This window comes from Ilyomonas limi (genome assembly GCF_005233845.1).
Lineage (GTDB): Bacteria > Bacteroidota > Bacteroidia > Chitinophagales > Chitinophagaceae > Ilyomonas > Ilyomonas limi.
On record NZ_SZQL01000016.1, the window covers coordinates 50,385 to 76,134 of the forward strand.

Consider the following 25,750-nt stretch of genomic DNA (forward strand, 5'->3'; position numbering starts at 1 on the left):
CGAGAGTTGCTTGATATACTCATAAACTATCTTTTGCTATGATCGTCCAGTCATCTGTACCATGCCCTTGCGTAATCCATTTATCCATCAACGATGCGACAGCCGGTATAACGGTTAAATCAGCATCCGCTTCCTTTGCGGCACTCATCATCAGTCCGGCATCTTTACGCGCCATGTTCAATTCCCAGGACGGCTCATTGTATCTGGCATCTGTAATGCGCTTTAATCTTCCCGGAACCATAGCACCCGGATTCCAGCTATTAAATAAAGTAAGCAGTTCCTGAGGCTCAATATGATGTGCTTTGGCAAGCGAAAGCGCATCAGCGAGTCCGGCTGTTAGACTTATCAAAAACGAATTGCCTATAAGTTTGATGCCCGCTGCTTTACCTTCTTCAGGTCCAAAATTGATGAGTTTTCCTGTCATCTTCGATAGCTCCGGCTCCAGCTTTCCTATAACCGACTGGTCGCCGGAAACCAGCATAAAACCAGTGCTTTCCAATGCATTTTGCGGACCCATAAATACAGGCGCATGGAGGTAAATAAATCCTTTGCTTTTCCAGTAAGCTGTTCTTTGGATAGCGCCTTTGGCAGAAGTGGTCGTATGATCTATAATGGTAGCGCCCGCCTGCAATCCCGCACTTGCTTTTTCCAGTACTTCATCCACGGTAGCGTCATCCTTCAACGTAATATGAATAATATCCGCTCCATGTACTGCTTCGGCTACATTGTCAAATGCTTTTGCACCATACGGTTCCAATGCTTTTGCTTTGGATGAAGTACGGTTCCAAACCTGTATGGTTTCGCCTTGATGCAACATTGCCCTAACGAAATTGGAGCCTAATAACCCCATTCCTAAAAATGCTTTCATAGTGTTATTAATTTTTGTAAAGTTAAGTGCAAGCCGTTATTGCTATTTCGGCAATACTAATCAGCATGAATGATAAAAATAAAGTTGTTCATATTGGCTCCCGGGCGCTTTCTGTTGACAGCATTAGGTTATTGGGGCTGCTAAATATCAATCTATTTTCTTTCGCTTTTTTATGTCTAAGATTCATCAATGTCAATCACCGGTTTATATTCTTTTACCAGAGGTCATCTGTAGTTAATTCTCATTTCCATAATTGTCTTCGCACATCTCCTGTTCTTCAAAGTGTTATCTCTGCGCTCTTCAAAGTAAACAATAATAACAGATCTGCTTTTTATTATTTCTCTCCATTCACATTTTACTCACCAAACATTTCCAAAAGCAGTTCATCCAAATAAAACACCTAATTTTCAATTATTTTTATACCCAATTCAAACTACTTACCACATGAAAAAAATCGTAGCCATTATTTCAGTTGCTTTATCTGTTTACGCGTGCTCCGGAAATAATACCGGCACTGAGTCTGCTAATGACAGCACTGCCAATGCAGATGCCTCCGCTTCAGCATCTTCCGCCGGCAATGCATCGCTGCAAAAAGCCTGGGAAACAGATACGGTGCTTACTACTGTCGAATCTACTTTATACGACCAGTCCGGCAATATCATTTATACCAGCAATATTGAAGGAGATGCCTCGAAAAAAGATGGTAAAGGTTCTATTGCCACCATAAAACCAGATGGCACGATCATAAATGCAAGATGGGCAACCGGACTGAATGCGCCTAAAGGAATGGCATTGCTTGGCGGTAAGTTGTATGTTGCCGATGTGGATGAAGTGGTAGTGATTAATCAAAACGATGGTAAAATTGCGCAACATTACCCGGTAAAAGGCGCTGCTTTTCTCAATGATGTAGCTACGGATGGCAGTAAGATTTACGTTTCGGATACTAAAACCGGCAATGTGTACATGCTTGACAATGGCAATGTAAGCACCATAGCCGAAGGCAGGGATGGCGTAAATGGACTGGCCTGCGATAAAAGCGGACAGTTGTATATACTGGACGGCAAAGGATTGAGTAAATATACAGTTTCCAGCAAGCAAAATCAGTTTATCAACCAGGTAGTGACAGGTGGCGATGGGCTGGTAATTCTTGACGACAGCACTTATCTTGCCAGCCGCTGGCAAGGCGAAATCTATTTAATTAAAAACGGCAAGGAGCAACAACTGCTGGATACCAAAGCCGATTCGTCCAACACCGCAGACATTGATTATATTCCATCTGAAAAGCTGGTGCTGGTACCTACGTTCCTAAAAAATAAAGTAGTAGCATATAAGCTTTCTTATTAATACAACTGTTGAGTAGTTACCTTTTAAAAGATACCAAAAACAGGTTTATTGATTTGGATTTACATAACAGGAAGCAGTTGCGTAAGTTGTTGCAGTAGCTTTATCTTTTACTCCGAAGAGCGTGAGAAACGGAAAGTATTGTAATATGTATGCAACTGCTTTGTTTTAAAAAAGCTTGTATAGTAATATGAATCAGGAAAAGTGGTTTGACAGAACCTTCGATTTTTCATCGGCTCAAAACATATTTCCATCTATTATAGAACGGCTTGCCGGCACACCCGCGCGGCTGGAAGAGAAGTTTTTATTTATACCCGAAAATATCACCACCATACGTGTTAATGATACCTGGACTATTAAGGAAAATGTTGGTCATTTAACCGATCTCGAACCATTGTGGCAAGGCAGGCTCCAGGATATTTTGAATGGTGAAAAGGAACTCCGGCCAACCGACCTGCAAAACAGAAAAACAACAGAGGCGGCTCACAATGCAGTGCCAATAACAACATTATTAAACAACTTCAGGCAAATACGAAAACAAACGGTTAAGCGATTACAGACTTTAACTGAAGAACAAATATTTCTGTCTGCATTGCACCCGCGATTGAAAACACCCATGCGCACAATGGATTTATTCTTATTTGTAGCCGAACATGACGACCACCATTTGGCAAGAATAACCGAATTGGTGAAATGGATAAAAGAACACAATGGAGAATTCTCCTGAGTTAGGGTAGCGCTATCTTCAACATGTTCCCGAGACCTGATTCGACTTAAACCAGCCAAAACGCTTTCTGCGGCGGGTATCTGTCCGAACCTTATTTCAACAGGCTAAGTTTAAAAAGCAGCAACAAATGTAAACAATAGCTACTGCTGGACATTCTCGCTTTTAGGATTAATTTTTGCAACCACATCCCTTATCGTCATTGCTTTTGATATGTTTTGAAGTAAGGAATGGCCTATGAAATTAAACCTGCCGGATAGTGCATTCCGAAGAATTCCACGTGAGTCAAATACTGCTCCCACATACTGGCTCACACGTTTTATTATGCTTCGATTACTAGGGCTTATTTATGCTGTAGCTTTTTTAGTGGCAATCAACCAAATTGTTCCGCTTATTGGTGCCGATGGGTTATTGCCGGCAGATATGTTCTTAAAACAGATACAGGATTCAGTAGGATCTATCGCTGCCGGCTTTTGGGTACTGCCGTCTATCTTTTGGTTCGGGCATTCGGATGGAACACTTTTAACTGTCGCATGGATTGGGTTTCTGCTTTCGGTAGTAGTTATGGCAGGCTATGCCAATGCGTTGATGATGACTGTTCTTTGGTTCCTCTATATATCTTTTGTTCATGTAGGGCAAGACTGGTATAGTTACGGCTGGGAAATTCAGCTTACTGAAACCGGTTTTCTGGCTATCTTTCTCTGCCCGCTGCTCGATGCTCGTCCGTTTCCGGGGCGTGAGCCACCTTTACCCATTATCATTTTATTTCGTTGGCTTATCTTCCGCATTATGCTGGGTGCCGGCCTGATAAAATTGCGCGGAGATGAAATGTGGCGAAATGCCAGTGCACTGAATTATCATTTTGAAACACAGCCCATTCCTGGTCCATTGAGCCGATGGTTTCATTTTCTGCCACATACGGCTTTAAAAATTGGTGTCTGGTTCAATTGGCTGGCAGAAGTAGCAGCGCCTTTTTTCGTGTTCTGGCCGCGACTGGCACGGCATATAGCTGGGGCGGTGATTGTATTATTTCAAATTAACATTATCCTCAGCGGCAACCTTTCATTTTTAAACTGGCTGACAATCGTTCCCGCCTTGGCCTGTTTTGATGATGGCTTTTGGGCAAAGCTGTTTCCTAAATTGCTCGTTCAAAAAGCAAGTACGGCTGCAACGCACGCCAGGGAATCGCGTGCGATGCAAACTACTGCCTGGTTAGTGGTAGTTATCGTTGTGTTTCTTAGTGTGGCACCGGTCACTAATATGTTGTCAACACAGCAGATAATGAACACCTCTTTTGATCCATTAAATCTCGTAAACACATATGGTGCATTTGGAACCGTAGGGAGGGAACGTTATAATGTGATATTTGAAGGAACATCAGATAATGACTCTACCGATAATGCCCATTGGAAGCCCTATATTTATAAGGGTTTACCTGTACTGCTGGATAAACGTCCGCCGCAGATAGCACCTTACCAGTTGCGTTTAGACTGGCAAATGTGGTTTGCTGCTATGGGCTCGCCCGAAGGCTATCCCTGGACATATAACCTTGCATGGAAGCTCCTTCATAATGATGCCAATGTAATAAGTTTATTTGCCAACAATCCCTTTCCTGATAAGCCGCCGCGTTACGTTAGAGCAGTATTGTATCGCTATCAATTTGCGAAGCCCGGTAATCCGCAAGGGCTTTGGTGGACAAGTGAGCGGCTTGGCTTATGGCTTCCGGTATTGTCTGTTAATAACCAGCAGTTGGTTGACTATTTGAAATATCAAGGCTGGGTTAAGTGAGCGTAATGGAGAATACGGGATGTACTTCTCCTTTCGTAAAAAAAACTTATTTCTATTGAGTTTGATTAAAATTTCATTTTCTATTCATTGTTAATTCTTAATATGCTCCCCCTGCCACAACCTACGCAAACACAACTACAACATAAGCCTACTTCCGTAATGCTATTTTTACCTTATAGTTATAGAAAAATAAGCCAACATTTACACCTTACCTGCCATATACATAAAAGAAAGTAATGCGGTACACCAGATCATAATCCTGTTTAAATGGTCCTGTTACGTCTGTACGTTTGCTGATGTACCGGTTGTACCATATATTGGGCATCACATGCACATTCTTTATAGGGGTAAAATCAAGCCCGGCGGTAATAAAGTGCTCTTTATTATTAGGCTCATAACTGGCAGAAAGTCCTTTGTACGATTGGTAATCAACTGCATTATATTTTGTATCGGGATTATAGGTATCAAAACGTGCAAAAAAGTTCAGTTTATCTTTTACCACTACTCCTCTTACAAACGTGGAAATGCCGGTTGCATTGGCGCTCAGCGTATCATTAATGCCATCACGTACACCTATCACGTCGTTCTTGCCATGGTTAATAAATGCTTCTACACCGGCGGTAAAGGCAGGAGTGGTATAAGCAGCAAAGCCTTTTATCATATTCATGGAATGATGGAGACCGGGATTCCAATTTAAACGCTGGTAATCGGCATATAGATCGAACACCAGCTTTTTATCAAAAAACTTTGCATATACATCGCCGCCAAACCATTTATACTTATCATTCTCTGGTCTTGCAGCAGTGCCGTTGCCTACAAAAATATTGTAACCCAAATTTCCGGTTTCAGGATCAAATTTTCCCTGCAATCCAACTCCAAGATCAAAAGAAGGTGTACGGCGGATATCGGTAATCGTGCGCTCTATAGACCGATAACTCCATATCGGATCTACAACTAATGAAAAAGCCGGTGTACTTTGCTGACCTACCACGAGGTCTGTTCCTTTCCAAATGTTTTTCCAGCGGAGATTGGCATATTTAATATAAAAAGTAAACTTGTTATCAATGGTTAAGTCGCCGGTTGTAGTACCATTTGCAGTAACCACATTGTCTTCGGCGGCCAGGAGCAGTTCAGCAGAAAATTTTGGATGTATATCGTAATTATAACCCAGATAAGCCCTTCTTATCTGAAAAGCATTCCTGCCCTTTTCAATACCTGTATATTGATTAGCACCACCTCTGTTCAACGTATCGGCATGGGCTTTATAATAATAGTCTCCATACGTATAGCCCCACAGTTTTCCCGAAGGTTTGAAAGCAGTATCAGCAACCTTTTCCTGTGCAGCAATTTGTGTAATAAATAAAAAAACAACAATAAGCAAAAACAACCACTTCTTTTGAAAATACAATGTGTAAAATTTTAAGTGCGTAAAATCGTCGGCAATATTATTAAATTGTTAAGTCAATATAAACAAATTGCTATTGATGTATTTAAATGTTGATAAAGCATTGTAAATGTTTTTCACCCCGGTGCATGTCTTCACAAATCAGAGGATACGCCAAGGCGGCAGGCTAAGGAAATAAACATCCAACTTCAATAAACATTATTAATCGTTAACTTTAAAGTAATATTTCTATAACGATTGCTTAATGTTTCTGTAACAATGAGGTAATGCAGATAAGTGAGTTTTGCGACAAACAAACCTCATGAATCGTACTATTATTTTAATCCTCTTTTTATTCATTACACAACTATCTGTTGCCCAGTTAAACACCACCACAAAACTATCTGGCAAAGTAACCGATGCAGTTACCGGCTCGCCGGTAATAGGCGCTTCTGTTGTTATTACTGCTACCAGAGGCGGCGCACGCACCGATGTGGAAGGCAATTTTTTTCTGCAGGTAAAAACGGGCGAAACGTACGCTATTGAAATATCCAGTGTAGGTTATCAAACCAAGGTAATCAATGACATTAAAGCATTGGAACGCGACAATGCACCTGTCAACATTTCGCTGGAGCAGGTGAGTGCAGAATTGAACACCGTTGTAGTAACAAGCAGTGCCCGTAAAGAGGGTATGGCATCGTTGTACACAGCGCAAAAAAATGCATCGGCTATTTCGGATGGTATTTCGGCTGAAATCATCCGAAAATCGCCCGACCGTAATACGAGCGAAGTATTGCGCAGGGTAAGCGGCACTTCCATACAGGATAATAAATTTGTAATTATCCGTGGCTTGAGCGAGCGCTACAACAGTTCGTTATTAAACAATACCATTTTACCCAGCACCGAGCCTGATAAGAAGGCCTTTTCATTTGACATTCTGCCTTCTTCTTTGGTAGATAATGTTACGATTTATAAATCGGCTACACCCGACTTGCCCGGCGATTTTGCAGGCGGCGCCGTAAAGGTGGCTACCAAAGATTACCCCAGTAAAAAACTGAGCGAAATAGGTGTTTCCGTAGGATATAATTCTTTAACCACCTTTCGTAATTTTTACAAAGGTTATCCCGAAGGTTCGATGGACTGGCTGGGCTTTTTTGATAACAAAAGATTAATGCCCGGCTCTTATTACCGCCATCGCGGCGCACAATTCATCAATCTTGATGATGCTGCTAAAACAAGCATTACCAAACAATTTCCTAACACCTTTGGTTACGAACCGGCTTTGCAAAGTCAGCCAAATGTGAGTATAGCTTATACCGGTGGCAACACGAAGCTGCTGGGCGAGAGCAAAAAAATAGGATATATCTATGCTATTAATTACAATAACAGCAGGCGCATAGCAGACCGTTACAGAAATGAATATGAGCAGTACAACGTGCAGGCTTATGATTACAGCACTACCAACTACGATATGCGCAGCACCTTGTCTGGTTTACTGAATGTAACGTATGCTTATGGCAAGAGCAAAATATCGCTGAAGAACTTATACAACAACGATTTTGTAAAAACAGTAGGCATTCGCAACGGAGAGAATGTAGTGAATGGAGAATCTGGTACGTTTTTATATAAAAGTACCAACAGCGAAGCGGCTGCAAACGGTATTCTTAACACGGTATTGGAAGGCTTACATAGCCTGCCTCACGACTGGACAGTGGACTGGAATGCATCGTATGGTTTAACCTATCGCTGGCAGCCCGACCAGCGCATTCTTACCTTTCACACTTACCCCGGCGATGGCACTTATTATTTAACCTTAAGTAACGAAAACTCGCCCGAAATCACCAATGCGGGTCGTGTATATTCTTTCTTAAAAGAAAATATTTATGGCGCCAACATCAATGTTACCAGGCAGTTTAAATGGAAAGGTATGGTGCAAAAACTAAAGTTTGGTACCAGCAACTACTATCGCGACAGAAATGTGGAAGTAGATGCATTGGGTTTTTCAGTGCTCAACACGCATGGCTATCGCGTACAGATACCTGAGGCAAAAGGCACTACATACAGCAATATTTTTAGCCCTGAAAACATAGATAATTATCATATTACATTAGCTACTATCGGCGCCAACTCCACCGATTATCATGGCACCGGTTTGCTGAATGCCGGCTATGTAATGCTGGACAATAAGTTTTCGAATAAAATAAAACTCACCTGGGGTGTACGGGCAGAAAGATCTGTACAACAACTGCATACGGTAAACAGACCAGATATTCAACTGGACAACTTTGATGTGTTGCCATCAGGATTGTTTACGTATAGTGTAAATAACAAAACAAATATTCGTCTGGCAGCTTCGAAAAGTGTTAACCGTCCGGAGTTTAGAGAGTTGGCAACATATCGTGTGTTCGATTATGAAAACTACATTATTCAGCAGGGTAATGATACGTTGCAACGGAGCAAAAACACCAATGCTGATTTGCGTTATGAATGGTTTCCTGCTGCCGGTGAAATCATTTCTGCCAGTGTGTTTTACAAATACTTCAACAGCCCCATTGAGCAAACCAATCTCGCCAATGATGTGTACAGTTTTGTAAATGCCACCAATGCAAAAGTGTATGGTATTGAGTTAGAAATAAGAAAACGGCTCGACTTTATAAGTGGTAATTTCTTTAATCACTTAACCTTTTATACCAATGCCGCCTACATCAAAGGCTCGGTGAAGTTTGGCGATGTAACGTACAATAGCCCAATGCAGGGTCAGTCACCATATCTGGTGAATGGAGGTTTAACTTACAGCACCGATAACGACGCGCTCTCGTTTAATATTTTATACAATCGCATAGGTCCACGTCTCAAATTCAGAGCAGTAGGTGGTGCCGGCAAAAATGTATATGAAAAGCCCAGGGATGTATTGGATGCAAGCGTAAGCAAAAAGCTGCTAAAAAACAGGATGGAACTACGGCTTACAATAAGCGACCTGCTGGCTGATGCACATGTGTGGTATTATAAGTTTGATGCGGCTCCGAAGTCTATTAATTATAATGCTTCAACAGACAGAATAATGAACAGTTATCAATATGGCGCTACCACTTCGTTAAGCATCAGATACAACCTTGGTAAGTAACAATATCATCCTCTTTTAATAACCTTTTGTTAACCCCTGGATAACAGTGCAGTAACACTGTGCAAAGACATTTACCCATTAATAAAAAGTAATAATTATTATGAAGAAAATTGCATTTGCCGTCTTAGCCGGAATGCTAATGATTGCAGCAACAACTACCTCGTGTAAAAAGAGCGACAACATGCCCGACCCGCCTATTGATACAACAGGTAACGGAGGCGGCAACGATACTGCTACAGATATAATGATTCGCGGTGTTATCAGCAGCAGCCAAACATGGACAAAAAACAAAACGTATCACCTGCGCGGTTATGTATATGTAACCGATGGTGCTACATTGACCATTGAACCGGGAACCAAGATCGTCTCCAACAAAGACTCTGCGGGCGTGTTGGTAATTTACAGAGATGCCACCATTAATGCAGCAGGCACTGCCACCGAACCTATTGTATTTACCTCCGGCGAAGCATCGCCTGCACCGGGCGACCTGGGCGGCATAGTGCTGGTGGGACAGGCAACAACAAACGGCAACCATAGTGTGCTGGAAGGTGGTGTTGACCCTAACTTTAGTGCATTTGGCGGTTCAAACGATGAACATAGCTCTGGTACCCTGCAATATGTACGTATTGAATATGCCGGTAAAGCAGTAAATCCGGGTGATGAAGTAAATGGTTTATCACTGTACGGTGTAGGCGCTGGCACTATCATAGATTATGTACAGGTAGTAAGAGGATTGGATGATGCGTTTGAATTTTTTGGTGGCACCGTTAATTGTAAGCACCTGATTGCTTATAACTGTGCTGATGATGACTTTGATATGGACGATGGCTACCGTGGTAAAATACAGTTTGCTATTTCTGTAAAAGACCCTGTTTTTACCGATAACAAAGGAACAAGTGGTGATATATCGAACAATTTTGAAGTGGATAATATTAACCCCAACAACGGATTTTTATTTACCAGAGCACCTATTACTTTCCCTGTTTTATCCAACTTTACCGCTATTGGCCCAAACAATGCAACAGGTACCAGCACCGATTATGGGTATGGAATGCGTTGGAGAAGAGGCAGCAAATTTATCCTCGCCAACTCCATAGTGATGGGCAGTCAAAAGGCTGGTCTCGACCTGGATGATGACTCTACTGTTTCGTATTACAAGCAAGGCATCAGCAGGTTTTACAATAGTTTTTTAAATGCAAGCGCCGTTGCAGTACCTTATAAAATAGATAAGCTGGATCCAAAAGCAATCCCGCCGGTTTGGGACACTGCGAGCCTGCGGGTAATGACAGAAACTACCAATAGAAGCAGGTATTATGCAACTGCTGCTGATATGATGCTGGCTGATCCGTTTAACGATGCCGCACCGGGCTTAAAGCCAACAACCGGCTCGCCGGCATTGACTGTACCTGCTGCATTCGACTTAACAGAATTGAGCGACAGCTTTTTTGATAAAGTTTCGTTTATAGGCGCCTTTGATGCAACCAACGACTGGACAACAGGCTGGGCAATCTGGGGCAAATAAACGTTCATGAGGAATAGCGCAAAGCTATACATCCCCGGTTCCTCTACCGGGGATTCTTCTGTAGCAGTCATCCGCTTTTAAGATAAACCGCATAAATCAGCATAGGCAAACCGTACTGGTTTTTTCTATATAACTTATTAAAGTTTTAAACTAAAGCTACTACTCTTCTACTTATAAATTCTAATTGATATTTGAAACAAGAGTGGTGCATCCACTGATACATCACTCTTGTTCTTTACCAAACAATTCTCCATTTTAAGAAGTTGCATTTTTTACTTCCCCGGCGCTCTTTAGCACTACTACGCTGTGGCTGGCTACCTCTACGGTGTCACCACCTTTAAATCTGCAATCACAGCCATCATCATTCAAAAAATCTTCATTAGTATCCAGCACCTTGGTAAACTGGTGATGATCTATTTTTGAAGGTAATGTAAACGTCACGTTTTCATAATGGGCATTAAAAAGCATAATAAAATTATCGTCTAATACTTTTTCTCCTTTATAGCCTAAGGTATCTATTGCCTCTCCGTTTAAATAAACGGTAAGTGTTTTGGCAAAATACTCTCTCCAGTGTTCTTCTTCCATTGGTGAGCCATCGGCGGCAAACCAGGCAATATCTTTTTTACCGTGTATAGATATACCCTGAAACCAGCCGCGCCTGCAAAACACAGGATGCTTTTTTTGGAAATGAATCAGTTTTTTGGTAAAAGAGAGTAGGTCTTTGTCTGCCTTATCCCAGTTAATCCACGAAATCTCATTATCCTGGCAATACGCATTGTTATTGCCATGTTGTGTGCGGCTCAGCTCGTCGCCGGCTACCAGCATGGGCACGCCCTGTGATAAAAATAAAGTGGTGAGAAAATTACGCTTTTGTTTGTTGCGCAAGGCTATCACATCGGGGTTGTTTGTTTCGCCTTCTGCACCGCAGTTCCAGCTTCTGTTGTGGCTTTCGCCATCGTTATTGTTTTCTCCATTGGCTTCATTATGTTTTTCATTATACGATACCAAATCATTCAATGTAAAACCGTCGTGCGCTGTTATAAAATTGATGCTGGCAGTAGGCATACGATAGTCGTTTTTATACAAATCGCTGCTGCCGGTAAAGCGTTCGGCAAACTCGGCCAACATACTGTTTTCGCCACGCCAGTAATCGCGCATACAATCGCGGTAGCGTCCGTTCCACTCTGCCCAGCCCGGCGGAAACTTGCCCACCTGGTAGCCGCCTTCGCCAATATCCCACGGTTCTGCAATCAGCTTTACCTGAGAGATAACCGGATCCTGATAAATAATATCAAAAAAAGCACTCAGCCTGTCCACGGCGTGCAGCTCGCGCGCAAGTGTAGAAGCCAGATCGAAGCGGAAACCATCAATGTGTATGTCCAATATCCAGTAACGCAGGCTATCCATCAGCAGCTTGAGTACTGATGGTATATAAGTGTTTAAGGTATTGCCGGTGCCGGTATAATCCATATAGTAGCGCTTGTTCTCTGCTGAAAGGCGGTAATAAGAGGAGTTATCTATACCGCGAAAAGAAAGTGTTGGCCCCATTTGGTTGCCTTCGGCAGTATGGTTATACACTACATCCAGTATCACTTCTATACCTGCCTTGTGCATTTCTTTCACCATATTTTTAAACTCTATTACCTGGCCGCCCCTGCCATTGCCGTTGGAATAACGCACATCGGGCGCAAAATAGGCAATGGTATTGTACCCCCAGTAATTGGACAATCCTTGCTGCTGCAAATGCCAGTCGTTTACAAAGTGGTGTACGGGCATTAGTTCTATAGCTGTAATGCCCAATTCCTTAAGATATTTAATAGTTGCCGGATGCGCCAATGCTGCATAGGTACCTTTTATCTCGTCGGGAATATCAGGATGCAGCTTGGTAAAGCCTTTTACATGCGCCTCGTAAATAATGCTCTGGTGATAAGGCACCTTGGGCTGTTTATCATTTTCCCAATCGAAGTTGTTGTCTATTACCACCGATTTTGGAATAAAAGCGGCACTGTCCAGCTCGCTAAAACTCAGGTCCTCGGCAGGGTTGCCGGGTATATAACCAAACAGCGCTTCGCTCCAGTTGACGGGGCGCGAAATGGCTTTGGCATAAGGGTCAATGAGTACTTTGTTGCGGTTAAAGCGATGACCATTTTCCGGTTCATAAGGGCCATCCACACGATAACCATACATTTGTCCTGGTTTAATGCCGGGCACATACACATGCCAGTTGTGGTGATAGCGCTCTTTTATTTTTATCACTTCTTCCACTTTTTCCTCATCATTAAACAGGCATAGTTCTACACTTGTTGCATTTTCGGAATAGAGCGCAAAATTTACACCTTCGCCATCCCACGTTGCTCCTAAAGGGTGTGGGCTACCCGCATATACGGTTTTACTCATAGGTTATATTCAATAAACAAATTTTATATGCTAACGGCAAGTCTGCAGCAATCGCCTAACATCTACATAAATCATTCCGCAGTGGCAGGTTGCAGATGTGTAATGTTGAAAAAACGGTAATGTATTTAGGTAAGTATTTTGCAGATGTGTAAAGCAATGGCTTGGCAAAAATCAATGCAAGAGTTGTTTTACTCATTGTAGATGGAGATACCAAAAGTGTAAGAAAGAAAACTGAACTTATTTTATTGTAAGTTATAATAAATCATTAAAAGTTACCATTCGTCCTGCTGAAGCACGAAGCATTTGTAACTTGATAATTCTGTCCGAAATCCGCCGGTATTAAGCCTTGGTTATTATAGAATGCCAGATAATTATGCGGAATTAAAAACAGTCCAGGATTAATACTATACATAGAATCAGCTATAGAAACAACTTTCCTATAATCCTTCGATTCTGCTATGGGCAGGATAGCAAATGAAGAGGATTACAAAATCAAGCTAATTAAAAGTAAACAAACGTCTCTTCGCCGGCGCAGAAAAGCAGTACACCAATCGCCTGGGGAGTTGTAATTCCCTCCTATTCCGCAGTTGCATAATGGTGTTTTGCCACAATATCCGCAACAATTTTATCGGCATGTACCCGGCTGTTCTCTATAAACCAGATATGCGTATCCATGCCACCACACACTACACCAGCAAGGTACAAACCGGGTACATTGGTTTCCATCGTATCGGGATGATACACCGGACAATGCTTTACGTTATCAGCGGTTTCTATACCAAAACTTTCCAGCATCTTAAAGTTGGGGTGATAACCCGTCATTGCAAGCACCCAGTCGTTGGGTATGGTTATCAATCCGCCAGGAGTTTCAATCATTACCTCTTTTTCGGTTATTTCTTTTAACGATGAATTGAAATACGCCTTAATGCTACCTTCTTTTATACGGTTTTCAATATCGGGTTTTATCCAGTATTTTACACGACCTATTTCGCTGCCACGTATCACCATCGTTACGTTGGCGCCGCGCCGCCAGGTTTCCAGTGCTGCATCTACTGCGCTGTTGTTGGCGCCTACTACCAGCACATTCTGGAAAGCATAAAAATGTGGCTCTTTGTAGTAATGTTTTACTTTGGGCAAGTCTTCGCCCGGTACATTCATCATTACAGGAATATCGTAAAAGCCAGTGGATACAATGACATTCTTAGCTTCGTATTGACCTCTGGAAGTAGTAACAATAAAATGCTGTTCCCCTTCTTTCTTTACACTTTCCACTTTTTCAAACAAGTTTATCTGTAAGCCATAAAACTGTTTTACTCTGCGGTAATACTCTATGGCTTCCTGCCTGCCTGGCTTGGGCGCCATACTCATAAAGGGCACACCACCAATCTCCAGCCTTTCAGACGTGGAAAAAAAGGTCATAAAAAGAGGGTAATTATAAAGGCTGTTTACCAGCGCACCTTTTTCGATAATAATATAACTCAATCCTGCTTTTTTTGCTGCTATACCACAGGCAAGGCCTATTGGTCCGCCACCAATTATCAATACATCATACTTGCTCATGGCGGCAAAGGTAAGTGAGTGTGTTATTTTCTCACAGATAACACAGAAATACACGGATGTTACTGAATGTTATTACATTTTCTATTTGCGGATAACAGCCGGGAAACTAAAGGAAGCGGAAAACGATAGAATAATTAATTCATAACTGCAGCTATATCTATTATGGTAAAAATTCAGCCATTTACAGGAAGGCTGAAATAAAAAGTAGAGCCTTGTGCGGGCACGCTTTGAGCCCAAAGTTTTCCAAGATGGCTCTTTATTATTTCGGAACAGATATATAAGCCAATGCCTAAGCCCTCAAACTCAGCAGCAGTATTGTTTACCCGGTAATAAGCAGTATATATATCGTTAATGTTTTCTGGAGCAATGCCAATACCAAAGTCCTGTACCGATACATATACTTCATCCTGCACTAAATAGCTTTTTACTACGATCGTATCGGCACCGGGCGAATACTTTATAGCATTGGACAGTAAGTTATTTATTACCTGTTCAAGCCGTAGTTTATCGCCTGTAAAGAGTATTTCGGCATTCTGCTCCAGCACAATGGTGTGTGTAACTGTTTGCTGCTGCATATGCTCGACGCACTCCTTTATCATTTCTCCAAAGTTGAACTCTTCAAAACGATATGCCATTTTATATGCATTTGCTTTCGATACATCCAGCAGGTTGCCAACGAGCCTTTCCATGCGCAGCAACTGGTTCTCGGCTTGTTCCAGCACATGGGGGTATGCATCATTGTCGGCCATTATTTCACTTTTATACAAATACAGCAATGTTTTAAGTGTGGTAAGCGGTGTTTTAAACTCATGGCTTACAACACTCAAAAACATATCTTTACTGCATTCTGCTTGTTTTTGCTCGTGTATATCGGTTACTGCCACAAGCCATTGCATTATTTTTTGCTCTCCGTTCTTTAAAGGATAAGCACGTGCCAGGTGCCAGCGGTATTGCCCGTCAGAAGCTCTTTTAAGACGGTATTCTATCTGCAATTCTTTGCCGGTACGTACCGAATACCACATGCCATTGTATGTACGTTGTATATCATCGGGGTGCATAGCTGCTTTCCACAATTTATTTTTTGGGTAATCCAGCGGCAGTCCGGTGTACTCGTACCATTGCTTGTTCCAATACTCAGCCCTTCCCTTTGCATCCGCTATAATAATTTTTACCGGCAAATCTTCCATCCAGGCTGCGAAGTAAGCACTTTCAGGTATATTATTGCTATCAAATGCTATTATGCTGTGCAAAGTTTCCTGAGGAATATGTGTAAGTAAATCTTCTTTCATGTGGCTATTAGTTGTTTAGGAAAATCTTTTATCTGCACACTCCACACCGTTATGTAAGCCAATGATGGTAAGTAAGATACTATGGGGTAAAAAGAGGGTACAGTTTTAATAATATGGCAACAACTTGCTAATGATGTATGCCCGGGCTTATGTAAAAACCTCTAATACTAAACTACATACAATATAAATCATTAGGTATGAAATTTACCTTAAAATATCCATAGCAAATAATCCATTGTAAGTAACGCTATAGTTTACAAATCAATATACAAAAACCATACTGCATTTATTCACGAAAACAAATAACATTTGCTTACAAGCACGCCTTGTTTTAGCTTAAGGCGGAAAGATACCGTTGTGCTCGTGTTTTTACACAATTGGCACTGTAAGCAGATGAATATTGTAAATTGTTATCTAATGAATCACCACTATTTTCTGCGTTTCACCGGTTGTTTTGTTTTGCAAATAATAGGTGCCATTCGCAAAGTGGCTTAGGTTAATATCAGCTTTATTATTGATAGTTTTTGAGAGTATCATTTTTCCGGCTGTATTGGTTAATTCAATAATCGCATTACCATTTGTTTGCACATGTACCATATGATTTGCAGGATTAGGAAAAACCTGTAAACCAGCTTTATTGTTGGAAATGTTAATCATTCTATTGCCGGTAATCAAACTTTCATTAACCATAAAGTCGATAGTATCGGAATAAAGCGTAAGTTGGGTGGCTATAGCATTGGTAACCTTTACATAATACTTGCCGCTTTGTACAGGCATAAAGGTCGAATCGCCCTGAATAGTTGTGCCATCTTGCTCTCCTGTTTTAAACCATTTATACGTATTATGTGTAAGCCCGCTACCAGCATACACCGATAATGTATTGCCATGCTGGTGTATTGAAATGTTTGCCTGCGGAGCATATATTGCAAAAGGAAAATTTTTGGCTATAAATTCAAGCCCGTTAAAGGTAGAATGGTTATAGCTTACATTAATCTGTATAAAATAAGGATTGGGTAATAACGGATGAAAATTGTTATTCTGAGCTAATAAATTATGGCTTATATCAAGGTAATTCAGGCTATGCAGTTTGCGAAAGGAATTTGGTACTGAACCGGTTAATAGATTGTTACTTACATCTAAATAATAGGGATTTATAGCATCACCAATAAAGGAAGGTATATTACCGCTTAACTGATTGTATCCTAAATCTAATAATCCAAGATGTACAAGATTAGCAATAGCAGATGATATAGAACCGCTTAACTGATTATGGTTTAAAAATAAGGAGCCGAGCTTTGAAAGATTACCAATAAAAGGAGGTATAGTACCTGTAAATTGGTTATAACTTAAGTTTAAATAACCCAGATTTGTAAGACCGCCAATGAAAGAAGGAATAGTTCCGCTTAAGTGGTTAGTACCTAAATTTAACCCTTGAAGGTTTACAAGATTTGCTATAGTGGAAGGGATAGATTCAATTTGATTTTCGTTTAAACCTATATATCCAAGCTGCACAAGATTACCAATAGAAACAGGTATAGCGCCACTAAGTTGATTCGTACTTAAATCTAAATAATTAAGATTGCTAAGATCGCCGATAGAAGAAGGAATAGTGCCGCTTAACTGATTGGAAAATAAAGTTAATTGATGCAGGCTTGATAGATTACCTATAGTGGAAGGAATGGTGCCGCTTAAAAAATTATGCTCAATAGAAATATCCGTTAGGAGTACAAGATTACCGATAGTAGAAGGTATAGAACCGGTTAATCCATTTTCATAAAGATACAAGTGCCGAAGGTTGGTAAGATTGCCAATTGCAGGAAGTATGGAGCCTAATAATCCATTGCTGCTTAAATTTAGCAGCTCAAGCTTTGTAAGATCATAAACAGAAGATGGAATAGTGTTTCTTACCCCATTGTTTTCTAAGTTTACCGCTGTTACGCGTGTACCGTTTACGGTTATTCCATACCAGGTACTTACCGGTTCTTTTGTAAGCCAGTTTGTTTTATTGGTCCAGCCAGGCCCATTGGTGCTGTTATAAAAATCAACCAATGCAAGAGAGTCATTTACATCTACCTGCGCTTTGATGGAAGTAAAGCTGTTTGCACCTATGGCAAGCTGTAAGCAAAAAAGAATAGCATAATATTTCATGCTGTTTGGTTTTTATAGTGAAGAACAAGGCAGCATATCAGTTATGGTGTGCTCAGGAGCTATGCAAACACATTTCCTTTAATGTTTTATACTGCACAACTGTATAAAAAAGCACAGGCAGTACAAGCAGGCATTCGATATGCTCATTATATTAAAAAAATATGCAAAATATCACTCCACAGAAACAAACAAAAAGTAAGCAGGTAATCCTATATGTGCAATCAGGTCTTTAGGTTAATATCCATGTGGGCAAATTGAGCAACAGGGTATAAACGCACAAAAGATTACTCCTTGAAGATACAAACAATTTGCTCCTTTTTAAAAATAAACTCTACCGGCTAATTTCAATTACAATATACATTACTATCCAATAGGTATGCTTGTAATTTAAAATATTCGAACTTGAGAAACCTTTGTTGCTGTTATAACGTATCTTTAAAGACATATACCTGTGTTAATATAATAGATTATGCTGATGAATGAATTACTATTTACCTGTTAATATACACCTAGCAACTGTTATTACATGATAGCACTTACTTCTTCTTACTTTTCGTATGCATATGACTGCTTATAAAACCACATATAGGAAGCTTTTATTGCCGTTTTTAATATGGATTACGGCTGTTTTTATTTTTATAACGGGATGTAAAAGAGAATTGAGTTGCGAAGGCTGCCAGCATCCAGTAGCTGATGGGATACTTAATTGCGACAGCTTTTTTATACATGGCGATTATACTGCCAGCACTACACCTAATGACAGCAACTATGCAGCAACATCCGTTACGGTTTTTACACCCGGCGCATACACCATTTATTCAGATACAGTAAATGGCTATTATTTTTATAAGGCTGGTTACTTCGAAAACACCGGCGCACAACAGGTTACTTTAAAAGCTTATGGACAGATAAATTCAAGCGATACCAGCCACTTTACCTTTCATTTTGGAAACTCAGTATGCACTTATGATGTTGGTCCACCCCAAGATACGGAGCCGCCTATGTACTATAGCTTTGTAGCAAATGGCATTCCGTATTCCGGTATTTCAGATAGTGCTTATTTAACCTATCAGGTGGTTTCGGGCGATGAAATATATGGCATGTCTTTTCGCACCTTACTCCTTACTCCTTCCGATTCCCTTTTTAGTTTGGGCGTCAACCGCGTAAATACACCTGTTACCACCGGCACTTACCACGCAGCACTTGCTGTTGCAGACGATTTTTCAGGAGGTATCAATTTTTCGGTCAATAATGAATTTATTTACGGTACCTCCCGTTATCTCCCCTCCTTTCAAATTTTTCTTACTGATTATGGCTTGCCGGACAGGCTTGTGAAAGGTACTTTTTCGGGTCCTGTTATGGATGGGGGAAATAATACCATCTATATTACCAAAGGCAAGTTTAAAACATACTTAAGGCATTAATAAAACATAGCAGTAAGAAAACATAGCAGCAAGAGAGGAAATTTAAAAATATAAATAGCTCCTTGCTTTCAGCAATACGTATGTCCATAGAGCTGTTCAGCGTTCCAGAATTTTATATATAAAACGGGTATAAAGTTTTATGCCTTTTTTATATAGAACATTTTTAAAAGCAATTAATATTATAAAAGCAGGTGTTTACAAAAGTACGGGATCGTTTGCTATCACCTGCCATTATTAGGAGGAGAAAAATAACTATGCAATGTGAACAGTAAAATACAACACTCAATAAGATAAAAGCAAAAAGGCTCTGAACATTTACATTCAGAACCCTTTCACTTTTATTTTATTCAACATCAATTACTTCACAGGCATCATTTTGAGGCATACAGGCTGGTCAATGTCTATTTTTAAACCGGCATCCTGTAGCAAACCAAAGTTTTTGTTGATAACATATACCTGAACCTGGTTGCTGTCGCGGCACGCCACCAATAAAAACCTGCCGGTTGGATCTATCATAAAATTGCGCGGATGTGCACCTACTTTTTGGTGTCCTACCAATATCAGTTTACCATCGGGGCTGGTTTTGTAAATAGTAATATCGTTGGCAGCACCACGGTTGGAAGTATATAAAAATTTACCATCAGGTGTCAGGTGAATATCGGCGCTGCCTTTATCAGTTTTACTGCCTTCCGTGGTAGATTCAATCGTTTGTATCTCGGTCAGCTTCCCATTACTGCTGTTGTATTGATAAGCAATTACATTGCCCGATAATTCATTGATCACATAAGCATACTGACCATTTGGATGAAAAGTGATGTGGCGTGGGCCAGAGCCATCCGGCACTTCTATATATGCGGGATCGGCTGGGGTAAATGGGGTTTGTTTATTATTCGGGTCGAAGCTGTAAGTGTAAATGCGGTCGTTGCCCAAATCGCAGGAATACAAATATTTTTCATTCGGAGAAAATACTACGCTGTGCGGGTGCGGCTGTCCCTGGCGCTCCACATTTACACCATAGCCTTCGTGCGGCAGTATTTGTGCAGCCGGCTGTAAAGCACCATCTGCACCTGTAGGTAACACACCTATATTGCCACCGCTATAGTTGGCAGCCACTGCCCATTTACCGGCAGAATCTACAGATATATACGCCGGATCATCGCCGCCGCTCGGTTGCTTATTAATAAAATGCAGTTCGCCTTTTTGCTTATCAAAGCTAAAAGCACTTACATCACCGCCATTATCGCTCTGTGTTTCATTTACGGCATACACATACTTCTGGTCTTTCGTAATAGCGAGATACGACGGATTAACAACGCCGGTGGCTTTGCTTATAAAAGTAGCTTCGGCTTTGTTGGGATTGAATTTATATACATAAATGCCTTCGCTCTTACTCGGTGCATTGGTGTATGTACCGATGAGCAAATAAAAGATGGGGTTTTGAGCAGATACATTCATAACAACAGCAAAGAAAATAATGGTTAAGAAATAGCGTATCATAATCGTTTTATAGTTTGAGGCAAGATAATATTTAATAGCACATGCATGACACGGATTTGATCTGATTTTTGTATTGAGTTAATCTATTCCTGAAATAATCAGTACCATCATTTTCCCAGATAATCCATGTCATCCCTGTCTGCCGACAGGCAGGTGTGTGCTATAAACAAAAAAGAGCTCAACATATTGTGAGCTCTTTAAAAATGTAGCTGGTCTTTATATTACCATCTGCTGCCGCCGCCGTTGTTGCTGCCGCTGTAAGAAGAGCGACGGTTGTTGCTGTAGCCACCACCGTTGTTGCTTCTTTCTTCTTTTGGCTTAGCTACCGTAACGCGGATGTTACGACCCTGAACAGATGCACCATCCAACTCGCTGATTGCCTTTTGAGCAGCAGCATCGTCGGTCATTTCAACGAAACCGAAACCACGGCTGCGCTGGGTCATCTTATCAGTAATAACTTTGGCAGAAGTTACTTCGCCATACTCTTCAAAAAAACCTCTTAAGTCATCATCTTCTACGTTGAAGCTTAAGTTTGAAACATAAATGTTCATGCTAAAAAATAATTGATAAATAATTAATAAATTGAGCAGCAACAGGTGTAAACATTTATTCACTCTTAGCAGAAAACTTGCGTAGCAGAAAAATAATAACTTACGATGACTGAAGAACTCAAATTGACGATGCAAACATACAGGTAAAGTTTGAATAAAAAGTATTCTTGTGTAATAATTATCTGTTAAGTAAAAAGAATAAAATAACCTGACATTAGAAATTGAAAAACAAGCCGTTTTTACTTCTTTATAAAACACTGTATTCCTGTAAACACACCACTAAATGCAGGATTTCATTAATGTATCAATATCAATAACGCACACTTACTCCTATTTCTATTACAACCGCTCATTTATTGATTTTCTACTTACCTGCGGCGCTCTCAAAAAAACTTACCGCTGCCGTTCAGCCATTTTTACATACAATTACCGTTTATCTTCGTCGTTATACTTGGCAAAACTGATTGCTTACGGGAATGTTCCGGTGGATTAACATACTAATTTTTGTACTGCTTTTGTTAGCTGCCATGTCGGCGGCTGCACAATACAGTAATCTCCGCCATAAAAAAATTGCAGCATCCGGGCTTGTTTCTGTAGATACTTTGAGTATTGTTCCACACACAATCGTTATAAAAGATTTCGACAGCAGCTATTACAGTATTGACGAAGTAAACAGCACGCTGCTCTGGCGAAAGGCAACCCATACAGACAGCGTCGTTATTTCGTATCGTGTTTTCCCATCCAGGCTCAATAGCATTGCAAGGCGGTTCACTTTTGACAGTATTAAAAATAATTTTATTGCTGAAAGTCCTGCCACTGCCTATAAAACAAATGAAAACCGGCTGTTCAACTTTGGCAATGTGACTTATAATGGCAGTTTTGGTCGAAGTATCAGCGTGGGTAATACGCAGGATGCGGTATTTAATTCGCAGTTAAACCTGCAAATCAATGGTATTATCGGCGACAGCATACAGATTGCTGCCGCTATCAGCGACAATAATATACCTATTCAACCCGATGGCACCACGCAGCAATTGAACGAGTTTGATAAAATACTGCTCCAGTTTAAAAAAAAGGATTGGGAAATTAATTTAGGCGATATTGATTTACGACAAAACGAGGCATATTTTCTTAAATTTTATAAACGATTGCAAGGTATTTCCTACCAACAAAACTTTAATGTAAATAAGCATATTACTAATACCATACTCTTAAGTGGCGCTATTGCTAAAGGCAAGTTTGCACGCAATATTTTGGCTGTGCAGGAAGGCAACCAGGGACCTTACCGCTTGCAGGGCAACAATAACGAGTTGTATTTTGTTGTGTTGGCCGGCACTGAAAAAGTGTTTATTGATGGTGTGCAGGTGCAGCGCGGCGAAGAGGGGGATTATATTATTAACTATAACACTGCCGAGATTACGTTTACATCGCGCCGGATGATAACGAAAGACACGCGCGTGCAGGTAGAATTTGAATATGCCGACCGCAACTTTTTAAACTCCATGTTGTATGCGAGCAATACCACCAATTTCAACAGCAAATTCAAGCTAAACGTTTCGGCATACACTAATGCCGATGCAAAAAATTCACCCATCAATCAAACACTGGATGTGCCACAAAAACAATTTTTGGGCAACCTGGGAGACAGCGTACAAAATGCTTTTTACCCTGTAGCGGCAAGAGATAGTTTTAGTGCTTCGCAGATTTTGTATAAAAAAATAGACACTGTTTATAACGGTGTGCACGATTCAGTGTATGTGTATTCTACCAATAAAGACAGCGCAAAGTATAGTTTATCTTTTATTGAAACAGGCATAAACAAAGGCAATTACATTCCTGCATACAGTGCAGCAAACGGCAAAGTGTATCAATGGGTGGCTCCGGTAAATGGTATTTCGCAAGGTTCGTATGAAGCGGCCGCTTTTTTGGTTTCGCCCAAAAAACACCAGGTTATAAGCGTTGGCGGAGCATATTTTTTGGATAAAAACACTACTATCAAAGCCGAATTTGCATCGAGCAGATATGACATCAATACTTTTTCTGCGAAAGATAAAAACAACGATGATGGTTATGCCGGCAAGTTGTCTTTTATAAAAAACATAGACTGGAAAACAAGTGCTGGTAAGGCTTACACGCTTACTGCCGGTGCAGGTTATGAGTGGGTAAATAAGAATTTTCAGCCAGTGGAACGGTTAAGACCAGTAGAGTTTTTACGGGATTGGGGACTGGATTTGATTGCCGCGCCTGCCACTGAGCAATTGCCGTATATAAACATGCAACTGACCGATGATAAAAACAATGCTATTCAATACCAGTTTAACAGTTACATCCGCAGTGATGGCTATAAAGGCATTCGCAATATTATCAACCACAATCAGGATATCAAAGGCTGGCAACTGCACAATGTATTTAATATTACCAACATTGCCATGCCATTGGATAAAGGCTTTTACCTGAAACCATCTATTGAGGTAAATAAAACTTTCTACAACTTTCACAACTATGCATTGGGTGCTTCTTATGCTTTGGAACACAACAAAATAAAAAATATTGCTGCCGATACCATAACGCCTGTAAGTTTTGCTTTTGAAACCTTGACTGCTTACCTCAAAAGCAACCAGGATAAAGCTAATAAATGGGTGTTCACATATTTCACGCGCAGCAATCAATTGCCAAATGGCAAAACGTTATCGCAGAGCGACCGCAGCCATAACTACAATTTTGAAACAGAATTGTTGGAGAATACTAACCATCAATTAAGATTGAATGTAACGTACCGGCAGTTACTTATCAATAATAAAAAGCTCACCAATCAGGTGCCCGATAATAGTTTGCTTGGGCGTGCAGAATACACCATTAATGAATGGAAAGGCTTGTTGACCGGCAATGTATTATATGAAATTGGCGCCGGTCAGGAGCAAAAACGCGAATATTCTTACATAGAAGTGCCAGCCGGTTTGGGACAATATGCCTGGAATGATTATAATGGCGATGGCATACCGCAGTTGAATGAATTTGAAATTGCCTTGTTTCAGGATCAGGCAAAATATATACGCATTTTTACACCCACAAACGAATATATCAAGGCCAGCTACAATCAATTCAACTACAGCTTTGCGTTGAATCCAAGAGCACTGGCGAATGATATCCGTAATAAAAAATTCAAAAATTGGATAACCCGTTTTTTCCTGCAATCTTCTTTGCAAACAGGCAAAAAACAGCTTGCAAACGGACATCCGGTATTTAATCCGTTTAAAGGAGATATCACCGATACTGCATTAATTAATTTAAATTATATCATCAGCAATACCTTGGCTTTCAACCGCAGCAGTGCCATTTGGGGCGCCGATATTACCAATTTGGTCAATTATAATAAATCGTTGCTAACGTATGGTTTTGAGAGTCGCCGGTTACGGCAGTGGACCGGCAAAGCGCACGTCAATATTGCCAAAGCGTACACTATTGAATGGATTCAAACGATGGGCAGCAACAGCCTGCTTACACCATCTTTTGACAATCGCAACTATAATATTCAAAATTTTTCTATTCAACCCCGTATTACTTATACTGCGGGCACCAAATTCAGGGTGCAAATGGGCTATGAATTAGAGCAAAAGAAAAACGAAATGCAATATGGCGGTGAGCAATCTACCAGTAATATACTGAATATAGAGAGCCGCTACAATGCAGTTAATAACACCAGCCTTTCGATAAAATTTGCCTATAATAACATTCATTACACCGGCGAGACCAATACTACCACGAGCTATATTATGCTGGATGGATTGCTGCCCGGAAAAAACTTTTTATGGAATATTAGTCTAACCAAGCGGCTCATCAACAATCTGGAATTGAACTTTGAATACGAGGGAAGAAAACCGGGAAATGCAAGAACAATAAATATTGGCAGGGCAAGCGTGCGTGCACTGTTGTAATGCTGTTGAGGAGGGGCAGCCAAGGCATTATCTTACGTTGAAAGGTATTAATTTTTGCTTATAGTTTAAAGCACAGAAAAGAGTGGAAGGTGCTTAGTTTTAAAGCAGCGATTCAGGCAAAAGAAAAGAACGGATGTAGCAGCTTTTCAAACAAAATTTACAGCAAGATTATATTTAATTCCATTTGTGGAAACACAT

General features: G+C 40.6%; 15 protein-coding genes. 7 read left to right on the top strand and 8 right to left on the bottom strand.

The features are described from left to right. Nucleotides 1-19: 19 nt before the first annotated feature. Entirely contained in the window at nucleotides 20-868 is an 849-nt protein-coding gene (locus FC093_RS17980) for an NAD(P)-dependent oxidoreductase (RefSeq protein WP_137263197.1), read from the bottom strand. A 444-nt stretch (nucleotides 869-1,312) separates the two neighbouring features. Here FC093_RS17980 and FC093_RS17985 point away from each other — a divergent pair, with 444 nt between their 5' ends. The 3 genes from FC093_RS17985 to FC093_RS17995 all read left to right on the top strand — a co-directional run bounded on the left by FC093_RS17985 (nucleotide 1,313) and on the right by FC093_RS17995 (nucleotide 4,721). Beyond that, complete coding sequence (locus tag FC093_RS17985; RefSeq protein WP_206106614.1) at nucleotides 1,313-2,212, top strand: NHL repeat-containing protein; 900 nt, start codon at nucleotides 1,313-1,315, stop codon at nucleotides 2,210-2,212. Nucleotides 2,213-2,399: 187 nt separating this feature from the next. Next, a complete protein-coding gene (locus FC093_RS17990) occupies nucleotides 2,400-2,936 on the top strand; it encodes a DinB family protein (protein WP_137263198.1) in 537 nt (178 codons plus the stop codon). A 321-nt stretch (nucleotides 2,937-3,257) separates the two neighbouring features. Beyond that, a complete protein-coding gene (locus tag FC093_RS17995) occupies nucleotides 3,258-4,721 on the top strand; it encodes a lipase maturation factor family protein (RefSeq protein WP_240743356.1) in 1,464 nt (487 codons plus the stop codon). A 208-nt stretch (nucleotides 4,722-4,929) separates the two neighbouring features. On the opposite strand, the gene FC093_RS18000 is transcribed toward FC093_RS17995, so the two are convergent. Beyond that, nucleotides 4,930-6,102, bottom strand: coding sequence for a hypothetical protein (locus FC093_RS18000; protein ID WP_240743357.1), 1,173 nt, complete (start codon nucleotides 6,100-6,102; stop codon nucleotides 4,930-4,932). A 325-nt stretch (nucleotides 6,103-6,427) separates the two neighbouring features. Here FC093_RS18000 and FC093_RS18005 point away from each other — a divergent pair, with 325 nt between their 5' ends. After that, the gene (locus tag FC093_RS18005) at nucleotides 6,428-9,229 is read left to right on the top strand and encodes a TonB-dependent receptor (protein ID WP_137263201.1); all 2,802 of its coding nucleotides are present in this window, start codon (nucleotides 6,428-6,430) and stop codon (nucleotides 9,227-9,229) included. A 100-nt stretch (nucleotides 9,230-9,329) separates the two neighbouring features. After that, entirely contained in the window at nucleotides 9,330-10,751 is a 1,422-nt protein-coding gene (locus tag FC093_RS18010) for a hypothetical protein (protein WP_137263202.1), read from the top strand. 255 nt (nucleotides 10,752-11,006) lie between these two features. Here the strand turns inward: FC093_RS18010 and glgX are convergent, their stop codons facing one another. From glgX to FC093_RS18030, 4 genes are all read right to left on the bottom strand, one after another. After that, nucleotides 11,007-13,148, bottom strand: a complete 2,142-nt coding sequence (glgX, locus tag FC093_RS18015; RefSeq protein WP_137263203.1) for a glycogen debranching protein GlgX — start codon at nucleotides 13,146-13,148, stop codon at nucleotides 11,007-11,009. Between the two features lie 576 nt (nucleotides 13,149-13,724). Beyond that, nucleotides 13,725-14,708, bottom strand: a complete 984-nt coding sequence (locus FC093_RS18020) for a YpdA family putative bacillithiol disulfide reductase (protein ID WP_137263204.1) — start codon at nucleotides 14,706-14,708, stop codon at nucleotides 13,725-13,727. 173 nt (nucleotides 14,709-14,881) lie between these two features. Continuing rightward, on the bottom strand, nucleotides 14,882-15,997 hold the full coding sequence (locus tag FC093_RS18025) for a PAS domain-containing sensor histidine kinase (RefSeq protein ID WP_137263205.1): 1,116 nt from the start codon (nucleotides 15,995-15,997) through the stop codon (nucleotides 14,882-14,884). A gap of 414 nt (nucleotides 15,998-16,411) precedes the next feature. Then, nucleotides 16,412-18,145: a leucine-rich repeat domain-containing protein gene (locus FC093_RS18030; protein ID WP_137263206.1), complete on the bottom strand. Its 1,734-nt coding sequence runs from the start codon at nucleotides 18,143-18,145 to the stop codon at nucleotides 16,412-16,414. A gap of 599 nt (nucleotides 18,146-18,744) precedes the next feature. On the opposite strand from FC093_RS18030, the gene FC093_RS18035 reads away from it, so the two are divergent. Further along, the gene (locus FC093_RS18035; protein WP_137263207.1) at nucleotides 18,745-19,569 is read left to right on the top strand and encodes a hypothetical protein; all 825 of its coding nucleotides are present in this window, start codon (nucleotides 18,745-18,747) and stop codon (nucleotides 19,567-19,569) included. Nucleotides 19,570-19,926: 357 nt separating this feature from the next. Here FC093_RS18035 and FC093_RS18040 read toward each other — a convergent pair whose 3' ends face one another. Together FC093_RS18040 and FC093_RS18045 are read right to left on the bottom strand one after the other, a co-directional pair. After that, on the bottom strand, nucleotides 19,927-21,066 hold the full coding sequence (locus tag FC093_RS18040; protein WP_240743358.1) for a lactonase family protein: 1,140 nt from the start codon (nucleotides 21,064-21,066) through the stop codon (nucleotides 19,927-19,929). Nucleotides 21,067-21,287: 221 nt separating this feature from the next. Next, nucleotides 21,288-21,617: an RNA recognition motif domain-containing protein gene (locus FC093_RS18045; RefSeq protein WP_137263208.1), complete on the bottom strand. Its 330-nt coding sequence runs from the start codon at nucleotides 21,615-21,617 to the stop codon at nucleotides 21,288-21,290. Nucleotides 21,618-22,093: 476 nt separating this feature from the next. Here FC093_RS18045 and FC093_RS18050 point away from each other — a divergent pair, with 476 nt between their 5' ends. Beyond that, entirely contained in the window at nucleotides 22,094-25,552 is a 3,459-nt protein-coding gene (locus FC093_RS18050; protein ID WP_137263209.1) for a hypothetical protein, read from the top strand. The last annotated feature ends 198 nt before the right edge of the window (nucleotides 25,553-25,750 follow it).